The 21418-nt window shown below is 66.4% G+C and carries 13 protein-coding genes; 3 read left to right on the top strand and 10 right to left on the bottom strand.

What is annotated here, in order from left to right:
- Positions 1-6: 6 nt before the first annotated feature.
- From AC5P7R_RS19795 to AC5P7R_RS19760, 8 genes are all read right to left on the bottom strand, one after another.
- Positions 7-2730, bottom strand: coding sequence for a response regulator (locus tag AC5P7R_RS19795; protein WP_134731707.1), 2724 nt, complete (start codon positions 2728-2730; stop codon positions 7-9).
- A 1-nt stretch (position 2731) separates the two neighbouring features.
- Positions 2732-3871 (bottom strand): cyclic di-GMP phosphodiesterase response regulator RpfG, encoded by a 1140-nt coding sequence (gene rpfG / locus AC5P7R_RS19790; RefSeq protein ID WP_019661474.1) that lies wholly within the window; start codon positions 3869-3871, stop codon positions 2732-2734.
- Positions 3872-4076: 205 nt separating this feature from the next.
- The gene (lysS, locus tag AC5P7R_RS19785) at positions 4077-5588 is read right to left on the bottom strand and encodes a lysine--tRNA ligase (protein ID WP_495214148.1); all 1512 of its coding nucleotides are present in this window, start codon (positions 5586-5588) and stop codon (positions 4077-4079) included.
- A gap of 175 nt (positions 5589-5763) precedes the next feature.
- Positions 5764-7404, bottom strand: coding sequence for an acetolactate synthase large subunit (locus AC5P7R_RS19780; RefSeq protein WP_021202067.1), 1641 nt, complete (start codon positions 7402-7404; stop codon positions 5764-5766).
- 62 nt (positions 7405-7466) lie between these two features.
- Positions 7467-8852 carry an NAD-dependent succinate-semialdehyde dehydrogenase gene (locus AC5P7R_RS19775; protein ID WP_134731713.1) on the bottom strand — a complete coding sequence of 462 codons (1386 nt, stop codon included), beginning with the start codon at positions 8850-8852 and terminating at the stop codon, positions 7467-7469.
- A 697-nt stretch (positions 8853-9549) separates the two neighbouring features.
- Positions 9550-10332 carry a helix-turn-helix transcriptional regulator gene (locus tag AC5P7R_RS19770; RefSeq protein ID WP_021204557.1) on the bottom strand — a complete coding sequence of 261 codons (783 nt, stop codon included), beginning with the start codon at positions 10330-10332 and terminating at the stop codon, positions 9550-9552.
- 153 nt (positions 10333-10485) lie between these two features.
- Positions 10486-11611 (bottom strand): peptide chain release factor 2 gene (gene prfB, locus AC5P7R_RS19765; RefSeq protein WP_014037064.1). Its coding sequence is split into 2 segments (ribosomal slippage): positions 10486-11535 and positions 11537-11611, totalling 1125 coding nucleotides; the frame shifts between segments, so codons are not numbered across the junction.
- A 70-nt stretch (positions 11612-11681) separates the two neighbouring features.
- Positions 11682-12542 carry a LytTR family DNA-binding domain-containing protein gene (locus AC5P7R_RS19760; protein WP_227853969.1) on the bottom strand — a complete coding sequence of 287 codons (861 nt, stop codon included), beginning with the start codon at positions 12540-12542 and terminating at the stop codon, positions 11682-11684.
- Between the two features lie 175 nt (positions 12543-12717).
- Here AC5P7R_RS19760 and AC5P7R_RS19755 point away from each other — a divergent pair, with 175 nt between their 5' ends.
- Both AC5P7R_RS19755 and AC5P7R_RS19750 read left to right on the top strand, forming a co-directional pair.
- A complete protein-coding gene (locus AC5P7R_RS19755) occupies positions 12718-13917 on the top strand; it encodes an acyltransferase family protein (protein ID WP_134731714.1) in 1200 nt (399 codons plus the stop codon).
- Between the two features lie 324 nt (positions 13918-14241).
- Positions 14242-15399 (top strand): hypothetical protein, encoded by a 1158-nt coding sequence (locus AC5P7R_RS19750; RefSeq protein WP_478436483.1) that lies wholly within the window; start codon positions 14242-14244, stop codon positions 15397-15399.
- A 110-nt stretch (positions 15400-15509) separates the two neighbouring features.
- Here the strand turns inward: AC5P7R_RS19750 and AC5P7R_RS19745 are convergent, their stop codons facing one another.
- On the bottom strand, positions 15510-18419 hold the full coding sequence (locus AC5P7R_RS19745) for a DUF2135 domain-containing protein (protein WP_478436481.1): 2910 nt from the start codon (positions 18417-18419) through the stop codon (positions 15510-15512).
- A gap of 130 nt (positions 18420-18549) precedes the next feature.
- On the opposite strand from AC5P7R_RS19745, the gene AC5P7R_RS19740 reads away from it, so the two are divergent.
- On the top strand, positions 18550-19584 hold the full coding sequence (locus AC5P7R_RS19740; RefSeq protein ID WP_164145175.1) for a DUF1176 domain-containing protein: 1035 nt from the start codon (positions 18550-18552) through the stop codon (positions 19582-19584).
- 64 nt (positions 19585-19648) lie between these two features.
- On the opposite strand, the gene recJ is transcribed toward AC5P7R_RS19740, so the two are convergent.
- Positions 19649-21406, bottom strand: a complete 1758-nt coding sequence (gene recJ, locus AC5P7R_RS19735) for a single-stranded-DNA-specific exonuclease RecJ (protein ID WP_478405840.1) — start codon at positions 21404-21406, stop codon at positions 19649-19651.
- Between the last annotated feature and the right edge of the window lie 12 nt (positions 21407-21418).

Below are 21418 nucleotides of genomic sequence, written 5' to 3'. Positions count from 1 at the left end.
GGCGGGTCAGGACGGGCTGCGCTCGCTGTCGTCGCGGTGCGGTGCCCCCGCACTACGGGCAGCCAACGCATTCCTGCCGTTGCGCAGAGCGGTCGCCAGGCTGCTGAGGCGAGCGCTCCATTCGCCCTTCAGCTGCCAGTCCGCCATGCGCATGAGTTCGCCACTGGAGGCGGCAACCTGGACAAGCCCCAGGTTGCTTGCCACGCCGCGCAGCGCGTGGGCGTGCTCGCGGAAATCCTCCCAGGCCTGGCGCTCGCCGCAGCCCTGCAGCTGGCCCATGCTCGCGTCGACGTCCGCCAGGCATTGGTCGATGAACTTGCGTTCGAAGCCATCGCCCATGCCCAGCGACGCCAGCTCGTCCAGCACCGCGGTATCGAGCACGCCATCGCCGACCGGCAATGCAGGCACCGACTGGATGCCGGGCTCGGCGCGGGTGTTGGCGGCGACATCGGCCAGCACTTCCAGCAGGCGGGTGGCCACCACGGGCTTGGCAAGGAAGGCGCGGGCGCCGGCCTGCTCACAACGCAGGATGGACTCGGGGGTGACGTCTGCGCTCAGCACCATGACCGGAACGTAAGGCATGCCGCTGGCCTGCATCACCCGCAACTGCTTGAGCAGATCCAGTCCGCTCATGCCGGGCATGTGCAGGTCGACGATCGCTGCGTCGTAACTGGCCTGCTCCAACGCATCGAGCACTTCGGCGCCGCCGTTGACGCAGGTGACCTTGTGGCCGGCCTTCTCCAGCAGCCGCTGCAGCACCATGCGGTTGGCCTCGTGATCGTCGGCCACCAGGACCCGCAGGCTGCGCACCCGTGCACGATGGCGCAGGAAGGGGTTGGAAAACGCGATGACATTGCCGGCTTCAGCCACCTCGGACGGAACCGCCGGGGCTGATGCGGTCTCTGCGACGTCCAGCGTGATCTCGACCCAGAACACGCTGCCGCGCGGGCTGTTCGGCGCATAGCCGACCTGCCCGCCCATCGACTCGACCAGGCCCTTGGCAATGGCCGTGCCCAGGCCGGTGCCCTCATGGCGACGGGCCAGGCCGACATCCCCCTGCTCGAAGGCATTGAACAGGCGCCCACGCAGCGCCACCGGCACGCCGATGCCGGTATCGACGATCTCGAATCGCAGGCGCATCCGTTGGCTGCCCGGCGCGTCCGGGCTCGACACGCGCAGATGCACGTAGCCGCTGTCGGTGAACTTGACCGCGTTGCCCATCAGGTTCAGCAGGATCTGCTGCAGATGCCCGGCATCACCCAGCAGGCGCGGCGGCACGTTGTCGTCCACCTGCACGCGATAGTCCAGCGACTTGGAGCGGGTCTGCGGGGTCAGGATCAGGTTGATCGCCTGCAGCACGTCGGCCAGTGCGAACTCGTGCGACTCCACGCGCACCTTGCCGGCTTCGATCGCGGAGATGTCCAGCACCTCTTCCACCAGCGCCAGCAGGCTGCGGGTCGAGGCCTGGATGGTGTTCAGGCACTCGCGCTGTTCGTCGTCCAGGCGGGTGGTGGCCAGTACTTCGGTCATGCCCGCCAGCCCGTTCAGCGGCGTGCGGAACTCATGGCTCATGTTGGCCAGGAAGCGGCTCTTGGCTTCGTTGGCCTGGCGCGCCTCGGCCACCGCCCGGGTCAAGGCATGCAACAGCGAATCGAAGTACAGCGGAATCGCGCCCAGGCCCAGCAGCAGGCCCCAGCCCAGATAGTCGTGGCTGCGCCAGTAGGGCGACAGCATCACCGTGCACAGGAACGCCAGGCAGCCCATGGCCGTGGCCACGCGCAGGTAGGTGCTGCCGTAGCGCATGCCGTTGCCGATCGTGACCCACAGCATCACCGCATACAGCGGTGCGGCCGGCTCGCCCTGGATCGTCATGATCCAGGCCATGCAGGTGTAGTCGGTCAGCATGCCGATCACCCGGCGCACATGCGACACGCCCGGATTGACCAGGATCGCGGCCAGCAGGCCTGCGGAAATGGTCAGCTCGAAGGCGAGGATCAGCCACGTCGCAGTCAGCGCCTCACCGCCACCGCTCAGCGAGCGCCAGCCGAGATAGCTGATGAACAGCGCCGTGATGATGATGCGGATCAGGTTCTGCGCGTGCTCGCTGTCCTCGCGCCCGGACAGGCGCTGCTTGAAGCGGGCCAGCAGCGAGCGCTTGTCGGAGCCAGTGGCGGGCGTCGTATCCATGGTCGGATGTCGCATCCTTCGGCGCAGCAGGGAGGAGCAGCACAACGGTACCGCCAACAGCCCCAGCCACAGTGAAACCGCCAGGCCCAGGTTGGCCTGCCAGTAAGGGGTCAACAGCACCGTAGTGCCGAAACTGGCCATGGCCAGCACGACGGCAGCGGCCAGGTACCGCGGCCCGAAGCGCAGGCCGTTGCCCACTGTCACCCACATCACCACCGCATACACCCACGCCAGCGGCTCACCCATCTGGATCATACCGATCGCGATCAGTCCGTAATCGGCCAGCATTCCGGCCACCCGGCGCGGGTCCGAGCGCTGCGGCCTCCACAGCAGCCAGCCGAACAGCAGCAGCGACAGGCCCAGGCCGGTCACTACCGTTGCCAGCACGCCCTGGTACTGATCCAAGCGGTGCAGGCGGGCACCGGACAGCAGAACATAGATCAGGATCAGCGAGATCAACACCACCCGCACGATCGCCTGGCCATGTTCCGAATCCGGACGCTGCGCCAGCCGACGCTTCACGCGTGCGAACAGGTCCTGCATGTCACCCACCCGGTCGCGTCGATGCCGTCGAGTGCTGGGCGCAGATGTCCATCAACTGCTGGCGGCCGCGCATCAGCGCATCCACGCAGCGTGGATCGAACAGGCGGCCACGCTGTGCGTACAGATAGGCCAGTGTGGCTTCCATGGTCCATGCTTCCTTGTACGGACGGGGTGAGATGAGTGCGTCGAAGACATCGGCGACAGCAACGATCCGCGCTTCCAGCGGGATCGCTTCGCCGACCAGGCCGTCGGGATAGCCGCTGCCGTCATAGCGCTCGTGATGGCGCAGCGCGATGAGCGCGCCCACCTGGATGAAACGGTTCTGGCTGCCACTGAGCAGCTCGTGGCCGATGCGTGGATGCCGGCGCATGATCGCCAGCTCCTCGTCATTGAGCTTGCCCTGCTTGAGCAGCACCGCGTCGGGAATGGCGATCTTGCCCATGTCATGCAGCGGTGCGGCCATCTCGATCAGGCGCACGTCGTCTTCGGGCAGGCCCAGCTGCTCGGCAATCAGCCCCGCCACGCGCGCCATGCGTTCGAGGTAGGCACTGGTGCCGGCATCACGGAACTCGATCGCCCGTGCCAATCGCGACAGGGTCTCGCGTTCGCGTTCCTCGACCTCGTGCATGCTGGCCAGCAGGCGCTGCTCCAGCGACAACGCACGCTGCTTCACGTTCTCGGTCTGCTGGCGCAGCTGCAGCAGGTTGTAGCAGCGCGCGCGCAGTTCGCGCGGGCGGATCGGCTTGACCAGGAAGTCGATGACCCCCGCTTCCAGCGCCGCCTGCCGGATCGGCTCGTCGCCGACCACGGTGATCAGGATCACCGGGATATCGCGGTGCTTGGGCAGGCGACGGAAACGGCGGGCGAACTCCAGCCCGTCCATCTCCGGCATGCGGTAATCGAGCAGCAGCAGGTCGACCGGGTGCGCCTCGCACCAGGCCAATGCGGTCAGCGGATCCCCGAAGTCATGCACGCTCAGTTCCGGCGCGATGTCTTCGATAACGTGACGCAGCATCGTCCGCGCGGACGTCTGGTCGTCAACAATGACGATGTTCAACGCGTACTCCGCCTGGTTTCTCGACCATGCTGGATCATCAGCAGGCGAGGATACCCTGCCGCTGCGAACGCTCGCACCCTGCATCGGCCCGACTCCCGTGTCATGCGTCCCGGTTCATGATCGTCATCACATTGTGAAGCGGACTCTCCACAATGCGCACTCCCCCTGGCGCCGATCAAGCCATAACAGACGTCAAGGTAGTGCATTAACGATACGCCGAGTGCGGGAGGCGTCAATCGCGCCGTCTCATTTCGCGACGGCGCGCACAAACAGGGGTCAAAAAGACGACTTACTGCTCCGGACGCATGTACGGGAACAGCAGCACGTCACGGATCGAGCTGCTGCCGGTCAGCAGCATCACCAGGCGATCCACGCCGATGCCGAGGCCACCGGTCGGGGCCATGCCGTACTCCAGCGCACGGATGTAGTCGGCGTCGTAGTGCATCGCCTCGTCGTCGCCGCCTTCCTTCGCGGCCACCTGGGCCTGGAAACGCTGCGCCTGGTCTTCCGGGTCGTTCAGTTCGGAGAAGCCGTTGGCCAGCTCCTTGCCGTTGACGAACAGCTCGAAGCGATCCGTGTAACCCGGGTCGTTGTCGTTGGCACGAGCCAGCGGCGAGACCTCCACCGGGTGGTCGGTGATGAAGGTCGGCTGGATCAGGGTGTGCTCGACCGTGGCCTCGAAGATCTCCAGCAGCAGCTTGCCCCAGCCGTAGGACGGCTTGACGCGGATATTCAGGCGCTCGCAATGGCGCAGCAGCGCGTCGCGGTCAGTGCAGTCGGCGACGGAAATCTCGGGGTTGTGGTGGCGCACCGCCTCGTCCATGCGCCAACGGCGGAACGCCGGGCCCAGGTCGATCTTCGCCCCGTCCCACTCGACCTCGGTGCTGCCGTTGACGGCCTTGGCCACGTCACGGATCACGCCTTCGGTCAGGTCCATGATCTCGTTGTACGTGGCGTAGGCCTCGTACAGCTCCATCATGGTGAATTCCGGGTTGTGGCGGGTGCTGACGCCTTCGTTGCGGAAGTTGCGGTTGATCTCGTAAACGCGCTCCAGGCCACCCACGGTCAGGCGCTTGAGGTACAGCTCCGGCGCCACACGCAGGTACAGGTCCAGGTCCAGCGCATTGTGGTGGGTGGTGAACGGCTTGGCCGCCGCGCCGCCGGGGATGTAATGCATCATCGGCGTCTCGACTTCCAGGAAATCGCGGCTGTCCAGCCAGGCGCGCATGGCGCGGATGATCTTCGAGCGCTTGATGAACACCGCGCGCGATTCCGGGGTCACGATCAGGTCGACGTAGCGCTGACGATAGCGCTGCTCGACGTCGGCCAGGCCATGCCACTTGTCCGGCAGCGGGCGCAGCGACTTGGTCAGCAGGCGGATCGATTCGGCCTTGACCGACAGCTCGCCGGTCCTGGTGCGGGTCAGGCCGCCTTCGACGGCGATGATGTCGCCCACGTCCCAGCCCTTGAAGGCGGTATAGGCATCGCCCAGCACCGTGCCCTGCAGGAACAGCTGGATGCGGCCGGACTCGTCCTGGATCTGCGCGAAACTGGCCTTGCCCATGATGCGCTTGGCCATCAGGCGGCCGGCCATCTTCACCCGGCGGCCATTGCCTTCCAGCGCCTCGGCGGTCCACTGTTCGGCATCGGCGAACTCTTCCTGCAGGCGGCCGGCGAAATCCTCGCGACGGAAATCGTTCGGATACGCGATGCCCTGCCCACGCAGCGCTTTGAGTTTCTCACGGCGCTCGGCGATCAACTTGTTTTCGTCGACGGGGGGGGTATCGGTAGCTTCGCTCATGGATCTGCGGGAATCGTGTAGTGAGGGGGATCTTGCGCCCGGCACAGCCGGTTGCCCAGCATACCAAAACCGTCCAGCCCCAGCCCCGCCGCCGCCCTGCCCCGGTAGTCGCCAACCTTGGTTGGCGGTCCCTGTGTCGACCAAGGTCGACACCCACCGGAGCGCGGCGCCGGCGTCAGCCGTTCCCGGGAAACGCCTGTCGCAGCTCGTCCACCAGCACCCGCTGGTTCTCCGAGTAATCGATCGGCACCGACACCAGGTGCACCCCGCCCTCGTTGAAGGCCGCCTCCAGGGTCGGGACGAACTGCTCGATGGCCGTCACCTCATGCCCCTTGCAGCCATAGGCCTCGGCATACTTCACAAAATCGGGATTGCTGAAGGTCATGCCGTAGTCGGTGAAACCATCCACCGCCTGCTTCCAGCGGATCATGCCGTAGGCACCGTCGTTGAGGATCAGCACCACCAGGTTCAGGCCCAGCCGGCGCGCCGTCTCCAGCTCCTGGCTGTTCATCATGAAGCCGCCGTCGCCACACACCGCCAGCACCCGTCGTTGCGGGTACAGGATCGAGGCCATGATCGCCGACGGCAGGCCCGCGCCCATGGTCGCCAGCGCGTTGTCCAGCAGCAATGTGTTGGCCACCTGGGTGCGGTAGTTGCGCGCAAACCAGATCTTGTACATGCCGTTGTCCAGCGCCACGATGCCGTCTGGCGGCATCACTTGGCGCACGTCGTGCACCAGTCGTTGCGGGGTGAAACCAGCGTCCTCGGCGCGATCGGCAAGGTGCTCGAGGATGGTCGCGCGCAGCGGCAGCAGCGCATCGGCATGGGGCACCGCGCCTTCGATGCGGTCGGCCAGTTGGGTCAGCGAACGGCCGATGTCACCGATCACTTCCACCTGCGGGAAGTACACCTGCTCCACCGCCGCCTGCGAGTAGCCGATATGGATCACGGTCGGCCCACCTGGACGCATCACGAATGGCGGCTTTTCGGTGACCTCATGGCCGATGGTCACGATCACGTCGGCCTGGTCGATGGCCATGTGCACGTAGTCGCGTTCGGTCAGCGCCGCGGTACCCATGTACAGGCCCGAGCCGCCGGCCACCGCACCTTTGCCCATCTGCGTGGTGAAGAACGGAATGCCGGCGCGTAGTACGAACGCCGACAGCGCCTCGCTGGACTGCGGCCGCGACGCCGCCGAAGCGATCATCAGCAACGGCCGCTTGGCATTGCGGATGATCTCCGCGGCGCGGTCCAGCGCCTCGGGGCTGGCAATCGGCCGCTCCACCGCATGCGGCGGAATCAGCGACACCCCTTCTACTTCATCGGCGGCGATATCCTCGGGCAGCTCCAGCAACACCGGGCCCGGGCGCTCCTCCTGGGCCACACGGAACGCTTCGCGGACGATGGTCGGGATGGTGCGCGCCGAGACGATCTGCCGCGCCTGCTTGGTCAGCGGCTTCATCGTGCTGACGATGTCGACGATCTGGAAGCGTGCCTGCTTGCTGGCCACGATGCCCTTCTGGCCTGTGATCATGATGACCGGCCACGCACCGAGCAGCGCGTAGGCGGCGCCGGTGGTGAAGTTGAGCGCGCCCGGACCGAGCGTTGCCAGGCATACGCCCGGCTTGCCGGTCAGGCGGCCATACGTGGCCGCCATGAACACCGCCGCCTGTTCGTGGCGGGTGATGACCAGTTCGATGCTGGAATGGCGGAGCGACTCGACCACGTCGAGGTTTTCTTCGCCGGGAATACCGAAAATGCGCTCGACGCCTTCGTTCTCAAGTGCGGCGACGAGCAGATCTGAACCCTTGGACATCGGATGCCGTCCTTTGTGCTGGACTGATGGTGGATCGTTGCAGGAAGGATGAGAGCCGCGCGTCAATGCTTGTCGAACCACACTGTCTGCGCGTTGACGAATTCACGGATGCCGAAGTGCGAGAGCTCGCGGCCGAAGCCGCTCTTCTTCACGCCGCCGATCGGCACGCGGGGGTCCGAAGCGGAGAAGCCGTTGACGAACACACCGCCGGTCTGCAGCCGGCGGGCCAGCTGCATGGCTCGGGCGCGGTCGCCGGTCCACAGGTTGCCGCTGAGGCCGAACTCGCTCTGGTTGGCCAGTTCCACCGCGTGGTCGGCATCACGGGCGCGGCTGATCGAGGCCACCGGCCCGAAGGTCTCGGTATCGAAGGCCTGCATGCCCGGCTCCACGTCGGCCAGCACGGTGGGGGCATAGAACGCGCCCGGGCGATCCAGCTGATGGCCGCCGACCAGCAGCTTCGCGCCGGCCTCCACCGAGGCGCGTACCTGCGCATCCAGCTGTTCCAGCAAGTCCTGGCGGGCCATCGGGCCCATGCGGTTGGCCGGGTCGCGGCCATCGCCGATGCTCAGTGCCTGCACCTTCTGGCAGAACTGCGCCACGAAACGGTCGTAGACCGCGTCTTCGACGATGATGCGCTTTCCGGCGATGCAGACCTGCCCGGTGTTCTGGAAGCGCGAGGCGACCGCGGCATCTACGGCGGCGTCCAGATCGGCGTCGGCCAGCACGATGAACGGATCCGAGCCACCCAGCTCCAGCACTACCTTCTTCAGTGCCTGCCCGGCCTGGGCGGCGATGCTGCGGCCGGCGGCCACGCTGCCGGTCAGGGTGACGGCGGCGATGCGGTCATCGGCGATCGCACGGCTGGTACCCTCGCGGCTGATGTTGGCGGCGATGAAGGTGCCTTCCGGCAGCCCGGCATCACGCCAGGCGGCATCGAGCAGTTGCGCGGTGCCGACGATGTTCTCGGCCGGCTTCAGCAGGAAGCCGTTACCGCCCATCAGGATCGGTACCGCCGCGCGCATCACCTGCCAGTACGGGAAATTCCACGGCATGATGCCCAGCACCACGCCCAGCGGCAGGTAGGACACGTAGGCCTTGTCATCGGGCACCTGGGTCGGTTCGTCGCGCAGGAACTGCGCGCCGTGGTCGGCGTACCAGTCGCACAGCACGGCACATTTCTCGATTTCGGCCAGCGCTTCAGCTTGGACCTTGCCCATTTCGGCAGTGGCCAGCGCGGCCAGCTTCTCACGGTCTCGGCGCAGTACGGCGGCCATCGCACGCAGTACGTCTGCGCGCTGTTCCAGGCTCTTGACGCTCCAGGTCGCAAAGCCGACCTGGCCGCGATCGAGGATTGTTTCCAGCTCGGCATCGGTGGCAAAGGGATGGCTGGCGATCTGCCGGCCGGTGGCCGGATCGCGGGAAATGGCGGTGGTGGGGGCAGCGGACATGCAGGGCTCCTGGTGTCTCGACAACGGGCGGTGGCCCGTCTCCTGCGCAGGAATGTGGACCCGAATGGCGGAGGCAACAAGGCGTCTGCTTATCCTGTGACCTGCACTTACCTGTCTGAATGGGGATAGGTGCCGGCAGGGCTGCGCCCTGCGCCCGCAGAGGCCAGGGCAACGTCAAGGTCAAAGGCCTGCATTCCGTGGGATGGCGGGGTGGGTCCGCTTGCGGGGGACGGCGTGAATCCCCCTCCGGGGTCCGGCCCAGCCGCCGGCGGCTGGGCGTTCGGGCGCTTGCGAAGCAGTGCTTCGCAAGCAAAGCGCCCTCACCCATGTAGCCTCGGTCGCGCCATCCATGGCGCTCACGCCCCCTCAACCGGACCCACCCCGCCTTCGACAGATTTCCGCGATCTGTCGGGAATACTCTTGGGATCTGACCCCGGAATTTCTTTCGATATCTGACAGATGTGTCGACCAAGGTCGACACCTACCAACAGCCGCGCGAAATTTGTCTGAGGCGGGGCGGTGTGGGTTGGCAGGACCGTTGGCGCCATGGATGGCGCCATCGAGCCCCCATGGATGGGTTCACGGCGTGTCCTGCCAGCCCACACCGCCCCGCCATCCCAAGGATACTCGCTGTTGCTGTTGCTGTTGCCTTGGCTTGAAGCCTCTGCGGGTGCAGGGCGCAGCCCTGCCGACCAACCTACCTTCGCGGCAGGTAAGTCACCAGGGAAAGATCGTGCCGGCTCTCCGGCACCAGCGCCACGTACTGCAGGTCCAGCAACCCGCGCGTGGGATGGTTCAACTTCTTCGCACCTTCATCGAACCGCCGCACGTCGTGCTCCGGCCACCACTGACGGAATTCCTCGCTGTGCGCGGCAATGTCCTCCACCAGCGCCAGGAACGGCGCCTTGTCCGGCGCCTGCGCCATCGCCGCACGGAAACCTGCCAGCAGGCCGCGGGTCATTTCTTCCCAGTTGAGGATCAGCGTGCGGTACGGCGGGTACAGAAACATCAGCCGCAGCGTATTGCGCTCGTGCGGCGCCAACTGGCTGTAGTCCACGAACAGATCGGCGATGGCCGGGTTCCAGGCCAGGATGTCGAAGCGGGTATTGCGCACATACGCAGGGATCGGCTGCATCGCCTCCACCAGCTGGCGCAGGCCATCGGTCACGCTTTCGTCCGGTGATTCCAGTGGCACGCCATAGCCGGACAACGCGAACGCATAGGCGCGCTCGTCGTCGCTCATGCGCAGCACCTGTGCCAGCCGCTCCAGCACCTCGGGCGAGGCGCGCACTTCACGGCCCTGCTCGATCCAGGTGTACCAGCTGACACTGACCCCGATCGCCAGCGCGACTTCCTCGCGTTTCAGGCCCGGGGTACGCCGGCGCCCGGCCGGCAGGCCGAGCGTGGCGGGGTCGACACGGGCGCGGCAGGCCTTGAGGAAGCCGCCGAGTTCCTTGCGTTCACTTTCGCTGCGCATCATCGGCCCGTCCTGCCCTTTGTAGCGTCGAGCCATGCTCGACGCATCTGCTACTGCGCCAACAGCAGCCGAGCATGGGCTCGGCTCTACCGGAAGCGCGATCAGCCACCCTCGGCGTTGCGCGCGAGGGTGACGATCTCAGCGCACGCGCGTCGATCAGGCATCGACGCGCTTGGAGCCCACGGCCAGGCCGGCCTTCAGGCTGGCCTCGACGAACTCGTCCAGGTCGCCGTCGAGCACCTTCTGCGTATCCGAGCGCTCGATGCCGGTACGCAGGTCCTTGATACGGCTCTGGTCGAGCACGTAGTTGCGGATCTGGCTGCCCCAGCCGATGTCGGACTTGGTGGCTTCCACCGCGTCCTTCTCGGCGTTGCGCTTCTGGATCTCCAGCTCGTACAGCTTGGCGGCCAGCATCTTCATCGCGTTGTCGCGGTTCTGGTGCTGGCTGCGGCCGGTCTGGCAGGCCACGACGATGTTGGTCGGGATGTGGGTGATGCGCACCGCCGACTCGGTCTTGTTGACGTGCTGGCCACCGGCACCGGACGAACGGTACACGTCGGTACGCAGGTCGGCCGGGTTGATGGTGATGTCGATGTTGTCGTCGATTTCCGGCGACACGAACACCGAGGTGAAGCTGGTGTGGCGGCGGTTGTCCGAGTCGAACGGCGACTTGCGCACCAGACGGTGCACGCCGGTCTCGGTCTTCAGCCAGCCATAGGCATAGTCGCCTTCCACGCGCAGCGTGGCCGACTTGATGCCGGCGACGTCGCCACCGGACACTTCCATCAGTTCGGTCTTCCAGCCGCGCGACTCGCACCAGCGCAGGTACATGCGCAGCAGGATCTCGGCCCAGTCCTGGGCTTCGGTGCCGCCGGCACCGGCCTGGATGTCGACGAACGCCGCCGCATTGTCCATCTCGCCGGAGAACATGCGCTGGAATTCCAGCTTCTCCACGTGGGCCTGGTGCTTGTCCAGGTCGGCGACCACGGCCAGGGCGGTGTCCTCGTCCTGCTCGGACTCGGCCAGCTCCAGCAGCTCGGTGGCATCGTTCAGGCCATCGAGCACCGAGGCGATGCCGCCCACGGTCTTTTCCAGGCTGGAACGCTCGCGGCCCAGGTTCTGGGCGTATTCGGCGTTGTTCCAGACGTCGGGGCTTTCCAGCTCCCGCGTTACTTCTTCAAGACGCTCTTTCTTGGCGTCGTAGTCAAAGATACCCCCGAAGCGACAGCACGCGATCGGTCAGATCGGTGATGCGCTGGCGGACAGGATTCAGTTCGATCATGTCGGCGGTTATGCATTCAAAAGATGACTGGTAATGATACCGCAGGCTGCGGGTACCCGGAATGAGGGCCTCACCCTGCCCCCAGCGCCTGCCGCAGCAGCGGCAGCTGGCGCCGGCTGCACGGCACTTTCGCCCCGTCGGCCATATGCAGCAGGGCCTCGCCACCGTCCAGCGGCTCGATCGAGCGCAGCTGGCCCCGATGGATCAGCCAGCTGCGGTGCGGGCGCAGGAACTCGCCCGGGTCGAGCCGCTGCTCCAGCACTGCCATGGTGATCCGCAGCGGATAGTCGTGGCCGCGTACCCGCAGGTTCACATAGTTCCCTGCGGCCTGGGCGTACTCCACGTCCGCCGTGGCGACCAGGAACTCCTTGCCCAGCTTGCGCACCAGGAAGTGCTGGGGTCGCTCGACCGGCTCCACCGGCGGGCCGACGTCCGGCTCGGCCAGCAGGCTCGCCTCGCCCTGCCTGCGCCGGCCGAACCAGCTGGCGAAGTGCTCCAGTGCCACGAACATCGCGAACGTGCGCACATCCTTCAGGTATTCGTAGGCAAAACGCTCCAGCCATCCCGCATCGTCCTGGTAGCGGTAGCCCAGCGATACATAGGCCAGGTGCCGCAGTACCATCATCCCCACCACGTGCAGTAACGACCAGCCCACGCTGGCCAGCAGGTAGAGCGGCAAACGCTGCTTCCAGGTATCGGCATGCAGCGGCCAGCGCTCGCAGCCCCACCACAGCAGCGGCAGGGTCAACAGGATCAGGGCGAGGCTGCTGAATTCCCAGATCATCGGCTCCCACAGGCCGAGATCGCTGCCCCGCCGCGAGGCGTCCATCACCTCAACCAGCGCGCTGGTCACCGCCGAGGCCGACAGGATCGCTGCCCAGACCAGCAGCCGGGTGGTGGTGCGCCAGCGCGGTGGTCGGCCGTGGGTCATTGCTGCATCCATGTCGTTGCGGTGCTCCAGCCTGCCTCAATGGCCAAAGGGTAGCGGCTCCATTGGTCACACCACCCCCGCCATTGGTCACTGCGCGGGTTCCGGCAGCCCCTTGGCAGTCGCTGCACGGACCGGGCGGCGTCACCTTGGGTCGACTCTCCGGCACACCACCACCATGACCCGACGCCACGACATCGACGCCCTGCGCGTGTTCGCCTTCGCCCTGCTGATCCTCTACCACACCGCCATGGCCTATGTGGACGACTGGGGCTTCCACCTCAAGAGCGTGCATACCGCCGAATGGCTGCAGTGGCCGATGCTGTTCGTCAACCGCTGGCGGATGTCGCTGCTGTTCCTGATTTCAGGCATCGCCATCGCGCTGATGCGGCCGGAAGGCAGGCTGCTGCGCTTTGCCGGCCTGCGCACGTGGCGGCTGCTGCTGCCCCTGCTGTTCGGCATGTTCGTGATCGTGCCGATCCAGCCCTACTGCGAGGGCGTGGCCAACGGTCATGTTGCGCCCGGCTTCGGGCATTTCCTGCTGCGCTACTGGCAGGTGCGGCCGTGGCCGGAAGGCAGTTTCGCAGGCTGGCAATACGGCATCACCTGGAACCACCTGTGGTACCTGGCCTATCTGTGGAACTACACGCTGGCCCTGGCCCTGCTGATGCCATTGCTGGGAACGGCCGTGGTGCGCCATGCGATCGCGTTCTGCGCCGCCTCGCCGATACTGCTGATCGGAATTCCTTCTGCGCTGCTGCTGGCCTGGGTGATCTGGCTGGAGCCGGTCTATCCGTCCACCAATGCCCTGCTTGGCGACTGGTACCAGCACGCGAAGTACGCGACAGTGTTCCTGGCCGGCTACCTGCTGGGTCGTGAACCGGTGTTCTGGCAGCGTGTGGTCTTCCTGCGCCGCACCACGCTGTGGCTGGCGCTGGCGGCGGTCGGCTGGTATCTGGGGTTGCGCATCCTCGGTCAGGTGCTGCCGCCTGACTCCTCGCTGCGGCAATGGCCTGAAACGTTCTGGGACCTGCAGGGCAGGGCCAGCCAGTCGGTGTATGTCTGGACCGCGCTGCTGGCCATCCTCGGCTGGGGCAAGGTCTTCCTCGACCGCCCGTTTGGCTGGCTGCCGTACTGCACCGAGGCAATCTATCCCTGGTACATGCTGCACCAGAGCCTGATCATCGTGCTGTTGTTCTGGCTCAAGCCATTGCAACTGGGTTCTTGGCTGGAGCCGTCGCTACTGCTGGGCGGCACCGTCGGCGGCTGCCTGCTGATCCACGAACTGCTGATCCGTCGCGTGCGCTGGCTGCGGCCGCTGTTCGGCCTGCGTGCGAATCCGCCAGCGTGGCCGGTTGCACACGCTGCGCGGTTGTAGAGCCGAGTCCACGCTCGGCTGCTTCTGCCCTGAGCCGAGCATGGGCTCGGCTCTACACGTCCACCGGCCGGCAATCCACTTCTGGCTGGCCACTACTGATGACACTGTCACGGACGCACCAGCGCCGGCGCGTCTTGGCTGACGTGCTGGCTGGCTGATAGACCAGCATCGATGCTGGGGACTCCCCACGGGACCTCGTACGGGCAACGGATACGCAGCATGTTCATGGCATTTGCAACTATTCGCATTGGAAGCTCAACAGCGCCCTGCCAGTGTAGGAAGTCGCCTTTTCGACGGAAGGCACTTTTTGCCGGGAACGCTGCAATGGATCAATCCGACATCAATCTGCTGGTCGCCTTTGTTAACTCGGAAGAAGCTGCGCTTGCTGAGGAATGTCAAGGCGACATTTACCCGAGCTATCACTACCAACTCGGAGCACTTGCACCGAAAGCAGGCCGCCACTTGTCTGGGGATCTGCTGCAACGTTTCTACTTCCACTGGCTGCGCGTGGGTGACTGGAAGGTCGCCGGACTCCCTGAGAGAGACTTTCCCACCCTTGTTGCAGCCTATCTGGAACTCACAAAGCTCCCGGTGGACTACTACACGCGCCAAGCCAGCCGCAGCCTCGAGCACCTGTTCTGCTTCGGCTTCAACGAGCATGGCGAGCTGCCAAGTGGCACGGTTGCAAATGCAGCCGATCTGAAACAGCGCACCCGTCTGGTGGAGCATTGCAGAAAGTACCAATCGTTCCATGCCCAGCGAGAGAAGGTCGAAAAATTCCTTCCATTCCGCTCGTCGGCCCCGATCATTCTCGAAGCCGGCCGATCCCTGCAACACGATATCAAGGAAATGGGGCCAATCCTCTATTGGGGCATGGCACTCATTGCACAACTCAATGAGGACACGCGCATCCAGATGGCACATGACCTGATGGTCAGGAAGTGGTCTGGAGACGGAGATCGAAGCCACGCGCTCTCCGTGCTTTACCTGACTGCCGAAGCCGCCCGACCACACTGCGCGGAGAACAGCGAGTACGTCGCTCTTTGTGAAAATCTGGCGCAACTGCATGACATGCGGATCATGGCGGGGGACGCTGTCCGGCTGGTGCAGCGCCAGGGTTGGCGCGTGCAGAACATCCGAGACTGGAGCGCCAGAATCACCCTCTATCAGGACGGCGAGTACAGCAGCGAGAGCGGGCATCCTCGGATCAGCCTGACCCTCAACAGTTGGCCTGACAGCCCTTGGTCAATCAACCTGACCTCGGGTGATGGCTCCTACGTCACCTACCGGGACACACCCACCAGCAACGACTTCCAGTTGCCGCCAATCATCGGCGCCACGCTTGATCACTTTCCCGAATGGGTCAAGCAGATAAATACAAGCCTGGGTATCAATTTGGTTCCAGGCGCGGATTCGGTTGCGTCTGCCCACAAGAATCGCACGCTGGCCAGACAACTAGACGCTTGGATGCGCGGAAAATAGCAGTGTAGAGCCGAGCCCACGCTCGGCTGCTTCTGCCATGAGCCGAGCGCAGGCTCGGCTCTACATTGAGGCAGTCGAGCAAGCTCGACTCCACAGGGGCGTCCGAGTGATCAACGTACCTCGAACTCGCCCACCAGCACGGTTTCGGCGCGGTCCTTCAACCGCATCGTGACCATCTGGTCCTTCTGCTTCGACGTGCCCCAGTGGGTGGTCAGGCGCAGCATCAGCGTCGTCGCCCCGGTCACCAGCTGCTGGCGGCTGCCGAAGTAGTTCGCCTCCACCTTGTACTTGCCCGGCTTGGCATTGCGTAGCGAGAACTGCTCGGGACCATAGCCGCCGGTGAAGTCCTGCGACATCTGCCCGCCCTGGTAGGTCAGGCGGTTGCCGTAGTAGGCGCGCTCGCCGTTCGGGTCGGTCACCCACAGGTCCATGTCGCTGTTGTCGGCATCCCACGACAGCACCACCCGCAGGTCCAGCGGCATCGCCTGCAGCAGGCGCGGGTCGATGCTGGTGGTATCCAGCCGGGGCGTGCTGCGGGCCACCAGATTGGTCAGTTCATCCAAGGCGATCAGGGCGATGCCATCGAAGCGGCTGTCCCACGGCCGCACCACCACCTGGTACAGCGGCGCCAGCGCCTGCTGCGGCTTGCCGGCCGCCGCCAGTGCCAGGCCGAGGTCGCGGAAGCTCTGCGGTTCTTCCTGGCCCATCGCCAGCACCTGCTCGAACACCGGCACCGCCAGCGCGGGGGCATCGGCCTGCATCAGCCGATAGCCGAGCACGCGCAGCAGGTGGCGATTGTCCAGGTCCATCTCGGCCAGGTTCGACAACACACGCAGCGCCAGGTCGCGCTGACCCTGCGCCAGCAGCAGGTCGGCCACATCAAGGAAGAAGGCGCTGCTGTCGGCGTGGGCATCGCGCTCGGCCAGGTAGCGGTCATACAGTTGCGACGGCGGCCCCTGGCGCAGGCGCCGGGCGATGGCCGAGTCTGGCTGCCAGGCCGCCAGCTGGATGCCGAGCTCGCCCTCGTTGGCGGCAGCGGGCGCAGCGACACGGCCACCCGTGACCGTGATTGAATCCAGGGCCTTGTTCGATGCAGGCGCCGAGCGACGTGCACGCGCGCTGCTGGCTTCCATGCGCTGCTCGGCGGCGGCCATCGGGGCCGGGGCGGGCGGTGCCGCAGGGGCCGGCGCGGCGAGCATCGCCACCGGCGCCGATTCCATCGCGTAGTCCGCGGAGGCGACTTCCAGTGCCCCGCCCTTCGGCTGCGGCGGCATTCCCTTCGGCCAGCTACGGTTCCACCACTGCTGGCGCTCCTTCCAGTGTGCCGCCACTTCATCCAGGCGCTGGCGATCTGCAGCGGCGCGATCGCTCACCTGCCTCGCGAAGCGGGCATCGTACTCGGCGCGCAGTTTGCCGGACGGGCGGATCGCGTAGCGCAGGTAGTCATCCAGGGTTTCCAGCACGATCAGCGAGGTATCCGGCCCCACCAGCCCAAACTGCTGGGACAGGCGCTGCATGGCCTCGCGGTTGCCGCGGCGGTCGACGGCCAGTTGCTGCAGGCGCGCCTGCGCCCACAAACCGGCCAGCAGTTCACCGTCCTTGCTCTTCTGCGTCGCTGGCAGCGCTTCCCACTCACCGTCGCCAACGCGCACCCGCATCGGCACACCGTCGGCTGCCAGTCGTGCGTGCAGCCACAGCCAGCCGTCGGCTTCACTGCGCCGATCGATCACTACGTCCTGCACGCCGCGTCCCGCATCGACCTGCACATCCAGCGGCGATGCCAGCAACGCGTGCGCCGCCGCATCGACATCCTTGCCCAGCGCGACGAAGCGACCGCCATGGGATTCGCTCCAGCCGCGCAGTCGCACGGCATCGGTGCGGGCACCGGCGCTGCTGATCGCGAACAGGCGCTGATCCGGTGCCAGCCTCGGCAATTGCTCCGGCCCATAGGTCAGCAGGCCATCACTGACCAGCAGGTATTCCTTCACACTCGGCTGCGGCTGCCACTGGGCCAGCGCGCTGGCACCGTCCGGGCGCAGGGCCTGCAGGGCTGCGCGCAGTTCATTCCAGTTGCCGGCGCGGATACGGAATCGACTCACCTGTTCGGCGCGATCGCGCAGCATGGTCAACGCCACGGTGCCGTCACCCATCGCGGCGAAGTAGCGATCCAGCAGGGCGAACTCGCGCGTGCGGTCACGCTGCCCCGCCGAGCCGGAGCCGTCCCACAGCAACCCGATCTCACTGGGCAACGTGCGCGGCGTGCTGCTGGCCGCCACCGGCAGCTGCGCCAGCAGGTAATGGCCGTCCTGCCAGGGCGCCACCTGCACCTGTGCCTGGCGGGCTGCCGGCAGCTGCCACTGCAGCTGTTGCGGCAGCTGCGCACCCCTGCCCTGCCACTGCAGCTGGCCCGCGCTGATGCGGAATGGCGCCGTACCCGCGGTGGCCGTGACGGGGGCCTGCAGTTTCAGCTCAACCGAGGCTGCACCGGCGGCAAACTGCAGCGGCAGCGTCCACTGCCAGCCTTGGCCGGCGAAGGCCAACGACTCGCGGATCACCAGCTGCACGCGCCGGCTGCCGCCGGCCGGCAGCGGATAGATGCGCAGCCGGAACTGGTTGCCGGCGGTCTGTTCCAGCAGCCCCGGGTCGACGCCACGACGGGCGATCTCCTCGAACACCTGGCGGCCGCGGTCCTTGGGCACCGGCACCGCGTCACGCATCTCGCCGTTGATATCCAGCGCGAAGCCGGAGATCTGCTGGCCATCGGCCAAGGGGAACTGCAGCTCACCCTCCAGCACGCGCCGGTTCGGGTTATGGAATTCCAGCGTGATCCGGGTCTGGGCGATGCCGGCCTGCACCTCGCCCTCGATGCGGGCGTGTCGTAATTGAACCGGCTGCTCAGCCGCCGGCGCGATCAGCAGCGGCGTGGCGGCCTGCGGCCGGGAGATCGTCGGCGACTGTGCGCCAGCGGGCCAGGCCGCAAGGGCCAACAACAACACAGTGCAGCAACGGGCGAAGACCATGACCGGACTCCAGTGGGATCGTGGACCTTTGAACGCACCAGCAACCGTAATGGGGTTGGCGCCTGTGCTCGCATCGACACACGCCCCTCCAACCAGCACCATGGAAGTCCTCGCCACACAGGGATGCACCATGCGCCCGTTGATTGCCTTGATCCTGCTGGTCCTGGCCGGCGCCGCCGCCGCTGGCAGCGTGAAAGGGGTGCGCTTCGCCCACTACGACTGGATGCTGGCCTGCGACAACACCCGTACCTGCCGCGCCGCCGGCTACCAGGACGATGTCGGCGGCAACTTGCCGGTGTCGGTGCTGCTGACTCGCAAGGGCGGACCCGGCCAGCCGGTCAGCGCCGAACTGATGCTGGGCCAGTACAACGAGGTCAAGCTGCCGACACAGCTGTCGCTGCAGATCAACGGCAAGGATCTGGGCGCGCTGTCGTTGACCGCAGACACGGCGACACTGTCTACAGCGCAGACCAAGGCACTCCTGGCCTCGCTGGCGCGCAGCAGCCGCATCGTGGCGGTCGGCAACGATGGCCAGCGCTGGACGCTGTCCGATCGTGGCGCCTCGGCGGTGCTTCTGAAGATGGACGAATTTCAGGGCCGGCTGGAGACTCCCGGCGCGCTGATGCGCAAGGGGTCGCGCGCCGAAGCCTCAGTTCCTCCCGCACTTCCGGTGCCTACGCTGGTTCTGGCGCCATTGGTGGCGGCACGAGCCACCGATGCCGCACTGGAACACTCACCCGCACTGCGCGGGGCGCTGGCCGCGGCCAACCCGGGCGGCGACTGCGTCGCACTGACACCCGAAGGCCTGCCGATGGTGGACGGCCCGCAGGAGCTGCGCGTGTCCCGGCTGGGGAGGACTTCCCTGCTGGTGTCTACGCTCTGCTGGCGTGGCGCCTACAACGAAGGCATCGGCTACTGGGTAGTGAACGATGCACCGCCCTTCAAGGCCACGCTGGTGACCGCATCGGGCGGCGATGACGATGGTCGGGTAATCAGTTCGGCGCACAAAGGCCGCGGCTTGGGCGATTGCTGGTCCACCGCGAGTTGGGGCTGGGACGGGCGCCGCTTTGTGCAGACCGATGAATCCACCTCCGGCCTGTGCCGGCTGGTCGCGGCTGGGGGTGCATGGCACATGCCGACGCTGGTGACCGAGGTGACGCCCTGAGCTTGGCCAGTTGATTGGATCCACGCATAGCGCGCCGCCCACGGCCCCGCTCGCGAAGCGGCGCTCAAACCGGCAGGCAGTGCTCCACGATCAGCTGGATGGCGCTGCCGCCACGGTAGTCATCGCAGGCCAGCCGGTAGGCCAGGTGGACGTGACGTGATGGCGCGTTGCCGTGCCAGCCGCCGAAATGGATGGCGTTGATGGTGCCGGGTACGCCCGGCAGGCGCAGTTCCAGCTTGAGGTGGCGCTCCTTCAGCACGCGCCAGTTGGCCACTTCGAAGTGGCCGTCGAACAGTGGCTCGGGGAAACCCTGGCCCCACGGCCCGGCCAGGCGCAACGCGTCGGCGTGGCGATGGTCCAGCTCGTCCACGGCCAGCTCGCCGTCACTGAGCACCTGCTGCTGCAGTGCCGCCGGATCGAGCATTTCCAGCACCACCGCGACGAAGGCGGCCTTGAAGTCATCGACGTGGTCACGCCGCAGGCTGAGGCCGGCCGCCATGGCGTGGCCACCGAAGCGTTCGATCAGGCCCGGATGGCGCGCATCGACCAGCGCCAGGGCGTCACGGATGTGCAGGCCGGGAATGGAGCGCGCCGAGCCTCGCAGGATCTCGGCGCCGGGTTCGGCCGGGGCGAAGGCGATCACCGGGCGATGCAGGCGATCCTTCATCTTCGATGCGACCAGGCCGACCACACCCGGATGCCAGTCAGCATCGAACAGGCAGGCCGCCACCGGTCGCTGACCGGCCATGTCCAGCACCACCCGGGTCAACGCCTGCTCGGCGTCATCGGTCATCGACTGCTGCACGGCGCGCCGTTCCGAATTGATCTGCTCCAGCGTCTGCGCGATCTCGCGCGCCTGGCGCGGGTCTTCGGTCAGCAGCAGCGCGATGCCCAGCGCCATGTCTTCCAGCCGGCCCGCGGCGTTCAGGCGCGGGCCGAGTGCGAAGCCGATGTCGGTGGCGGTCAGTCGCGCGGCATCCCGGCCACTGGCTTCGATCAGTGCACGCAGGCCCACACAGCCCTGCCCTGCGCGCAGACGGCGCAGGCCCGCGCTGACCAGTGCCCGGTTGTTCGGATCCAGCGCCACCAGGTCGGCAACGGTCCCGACCGCCACCAGGTCCAGCAGCGTGGTCAGGTCCGGGCCCTTGCCATCCGCAAAGACACCTGCCTCGCGCATGTGCCGGCGCAGCGCCATCAGCACGTAGAAGATCACGCCGACGCCTGCCAGCGATTTGCTCGGGAACGCATCACCGTCCAGATTCGGATCGACGATGACATCGGCCGGCGGCAGCTGCGGCCCGGGAAGGTGATGGTCGGTGACCAGCACCTGCCAGCCGCGTGCCTTGGCCGCGGTCACGCCCGCATGGCAGGCGATGCCGTGATCGACCGTGACCAGCAGGTCCGGCTGCAGCGCGGCCAACTCTTCCACCAGCGACGGTGACAGGCCATAGCCATGCACCATGCGGTTCGGCACCGCGTGGAAGACGTGTTGCGCACCGAGCATGCGCAGACCGCGCACGCCGACCGCACAGGCGGTGGCGCCATCGCAATCGAAATCGCCGACCACCAGGATGCGCTTGTCGTTGGCGATGGCCTCGATCAGCAGACCCACCGCATCATCGATGCCGGTCAGCAGCTCAGGCGCGTGCAGATTGCCCAGCTTCGGCTGCGCCAACTCCGGTGTACCTGCGCCACGGCTGGCATAGAGACGCGCCAGCAGCGGCAGCGTGCCCTCCGGCCAACTGCCGGGTACGACCGCATCGCGGCGGCGGATCATCGGCGTATCAGAGGCGGGCTGCACAGCATCGGCGGCAAGGGACATCGGCATCGCCGG

The organism is Stenotrophomonas sp. YJH_SMC_27, assembly GCF_059369815.1.
This window is presented reverse-complemented; position numbering and strand designations above follow the sequence as displayed.

Coding starts and splice junctions, on each gene's coding strand:
- AC5P7R_RS19795 (WP_134731707.1), bottom strand. CDS start 2,730: ATGCAGGACCTGTTCGCACGCGTGAAGCGTCGGCTGGCGCAGCGTCCG.
- rpfG (WP_019661474.1), bottom strand. CDS start 3,871: ATGCAGGGTGCGAGCGTTCGCAGCGGCAGGGTATCCTCGCCTGCTGAT.
- lysS (WP_495214148.1), bottom strand. CDS start 5,588: ATGAGCGAAGCTACCGATACCCCCCCCGTCGACGAAAACAAGTTGATC.
- AC5P7R_RS19780 (WP_021202067.1), bottom strand. CDS start 7,404: ATGTCCAAGGGTTCAGATCTGCTCGTCGCCGCACTTGAGAACGAAGGC.
- AC5P7R_RS19775 (WP_134731713.1), bottom strand. CDS start 8,852: ATGTCCGCTGCCCCCACCACCGCCATTTCCCGCGATCCGGCCACCGGC.
- AC5P7R_RS19770 (WP_021204557.1), bottom strand. CDS start 10,332: ATGATGCGCAGCGAAAGTGAACGCAAGGAACTCGGCGGCTTCCTCAAG.
- AC5P7R_RS19760 (WP_227853969.1), bottom strand. CDS start 12,542: ATGACCCACGGCCGACCACCGCGCTGGCGCACCACCACCCGGCTGCTG.
- AC5P7R_RS19755 (WP_134731714.1), top strand. CDS start 12,718: ATGACCCGACGCCACGACATCGACGCCCTGCGCGTGTTCGCCTTCGCC.
- AC5P7R_RS19750 (WP_478436483.1), top strand. CDS start 14,242: ATGGATCAATCCGACATCAATCTGCTGGTCGCCTTTGTTAACTCGGAA.
- AC5P7R_RS19745 (WP_478436481.1), bottom strand. CDS start 18,419: ATGGTCTTCGCCCGTTGCTGCACTGTGTTGTTGTTGGCCCTTGCGGCC.
- AC5P7R_RS19740 (WP_164145175.1), top strand. CDS start 18,550: ATGCGCCCGTTGATTGCCTTGATCCTGCTGGTCCTGGCCGGCGCCGCC.
- recJ (WP_478405840.1), bottom strand. CDS start 21,406: ATGTCCCTTGCCGCCGATGCTGTGCAGCCCGCCTCTGATACGCCGATG.